The organism is Lishizhenia sp. (assembly GCF_057456495.1).
This window is the reverse complement of record NZ_JBVCPV010000310.1, coordinates 1-1,910: the sequence shown is the minus strand read 5'-3', so window position 1 is coordinate 1,910 and position 1,910 is coordinate 1. Positions and strand designations below refer to the sequence as shown.

Annotated in this window: 2 protein-coding genes; both read right to left on the bottom strand. The window is 31.9% G+C overall.

Going from position 1 to position 1,910, the window contains the following annotated elements; all coding sequences use genetic code 11:
• Nucleotides 1-8 precede the first annotated feature (8 nt).
• Entirely contained in the window at nt 9-248 is a 240-nt protein-coding gene (locus tag AC22ZQ_RS14405; protein ID WP_318959454.1) for a hypothetical protein, read from the bottom strand.
• A gap of 20 nt (nt 249-268) precedes the next feature.
• Nucleotides 269-1,621: an ATP-binding protein gene (locus AC22ZQ_RS14400; RefSeq protein ID WP_318959453.1), complete on the bottom strand. Its 1,353-nt coding sequence runs from the start codon at nt 1,619-1,621 to the stop codon at nt 269-271.
• Nucleotides 1,622-1,910: the final 289 nt, after the last annotated feature.

The following is a 1,910-nucleotide window of genomic DNA, read 5'->3' as shown; positions in this document are numbered from 1 at the left end:
CAAAAAATTTACTGGTCTCCATAATCGCCTCCTTCTAGAGTTTGATTTATTTCTAATATTACTTTTTTTATATTTACTGGTGTATTGCTTATTTCCATAGACCTTGTTCTCTTTTTTCCCTTGCCCCATTGATACGTCATACCTTCTGGTACTACAAATGACATAGTATTTCTTTCCAAATCTAGTTGAGTTACATAAGCTTTTTTACCACAGTAGTCAAATGTTGGTAAGTTTTTCACGTTAGACACTCCCTTCTATATTTTTATTACTACCACTCATCATCTCCTAAGGACGGAGGAATATCTGTAGAATCTACGTTAAATCCCACTGAGCCAACTTTCTTTGCTTTTACCTTTTCTATATTTTTGTCAAAATGTTCTTGCTTTAAGATAACTTTCTGATTTTCGTCTACTGAATTTTCTTCTATAGCACAAATTACTGCAGTAGTTACTAGTTCTCTTATATGCGCCCCAGTGTACCCCTTAGTTTTTTTAGCAACGCTTTCAAAGTTTACATTATCAACAGAGCACTTACCAACGTGTAGCTTTAACATTTTTATACGGCCTTCGCTAGATGGTTTCGGAATATCTATAATTCTGTCAAATCTTCCAGGCCTGTTTCTAAGGGCATCTTCTAGTTTCCCAGCGTTGTTTGTAGTAGCAACTGTTACAATATATCTGTTTTCCACTAACCCGTCCAACTGATTCATTAATTCTCCTAACAAACTTGCATTGGAACTATCATCTCTGTTATTGCCGTATAAATCTATATCTTCCAAAAATAAAATAGTAGGAGCAATTTCTCGTGCTAACACACAAATAGCCTTAATGTCAGAAGCCCTCTGTAAAAATTTAGGAGTCACCCAAACAAAAGAGCATTTAGATTGATTACATAATACCTTACCGATCAAAGTTTTTCCAGTTCCTGGTTCTCCTTTAAGAATAATACCGCGCTTAAAAGATAAATCATTTTTCTTATATAATTGTATGTTATCAAATAAATTATCTATATTAGTTTTTAATTCTTTTTTTACTGAGGAGGGTAAGATAACGTCATCCCACGTATATTTATTATGTATAGCTATATGAGAAAAACTTGGATCTATCTTAGAATTTTTTAAGAAGCTGTTATCCGTTGCATACTTTTCTAAATCTGTTACAAAACTTAAAACACTCTTTTCCTGTTCTTCTTTATAGTATAAACTTATATCCCAAGCATCTCTACCGTATGATTCCTCTAGCTCAAGAACAAACTTATTACCCTTAGCGTCTTTTATAAAAAAACACCCTTCTGTTACACACTTTTTGTATTTATCTAGGGATATTTGTAGATCTTCTTTTTTGAGTGAATACGGGCCGTTCTCACTAAGACCCACTTTGTAATCTACTGAATAACTGTGTTTTTGTAAAAATTCTTCTAATACAGCACAAATACTATATTTGTAAAAGTCACTTTTGTATTGTCTATCTGTTTTAAACACGCTATTGGTGCTTTCACAACCAATATGTTCACGTATCTGCCTTTCTCGCAAACTTCTCCTGTGAATATCTATCAAATCTTCTTTAGATAGGTGTTCTGACATCGCTAACTTTCCTTCTTTTTCTTCGGCGTTTTTTATCAAATTTGTCGTGTAAAAATTTATTAAATTTGTTATTTAGTGAAATTAATTCATCCATAAATCTCATTTCAAATCCTACTTCATACATAATTAAAATCACTATACCAAATTCTAAAAAAAAGTATTCCCATACAAGTTGCAAAATAGCAAAAAATGTAAACAAACTAGAAAAATGTATTAAGGATGATAAAGATAGTTTTCTCATTTAGGTTCTAGCATCTTTTTACGTCTGACTATAATAATCTTGTCTCCTTTAATTACGTTAAAGGTTCTGCCGTCTTTAGTTAATATT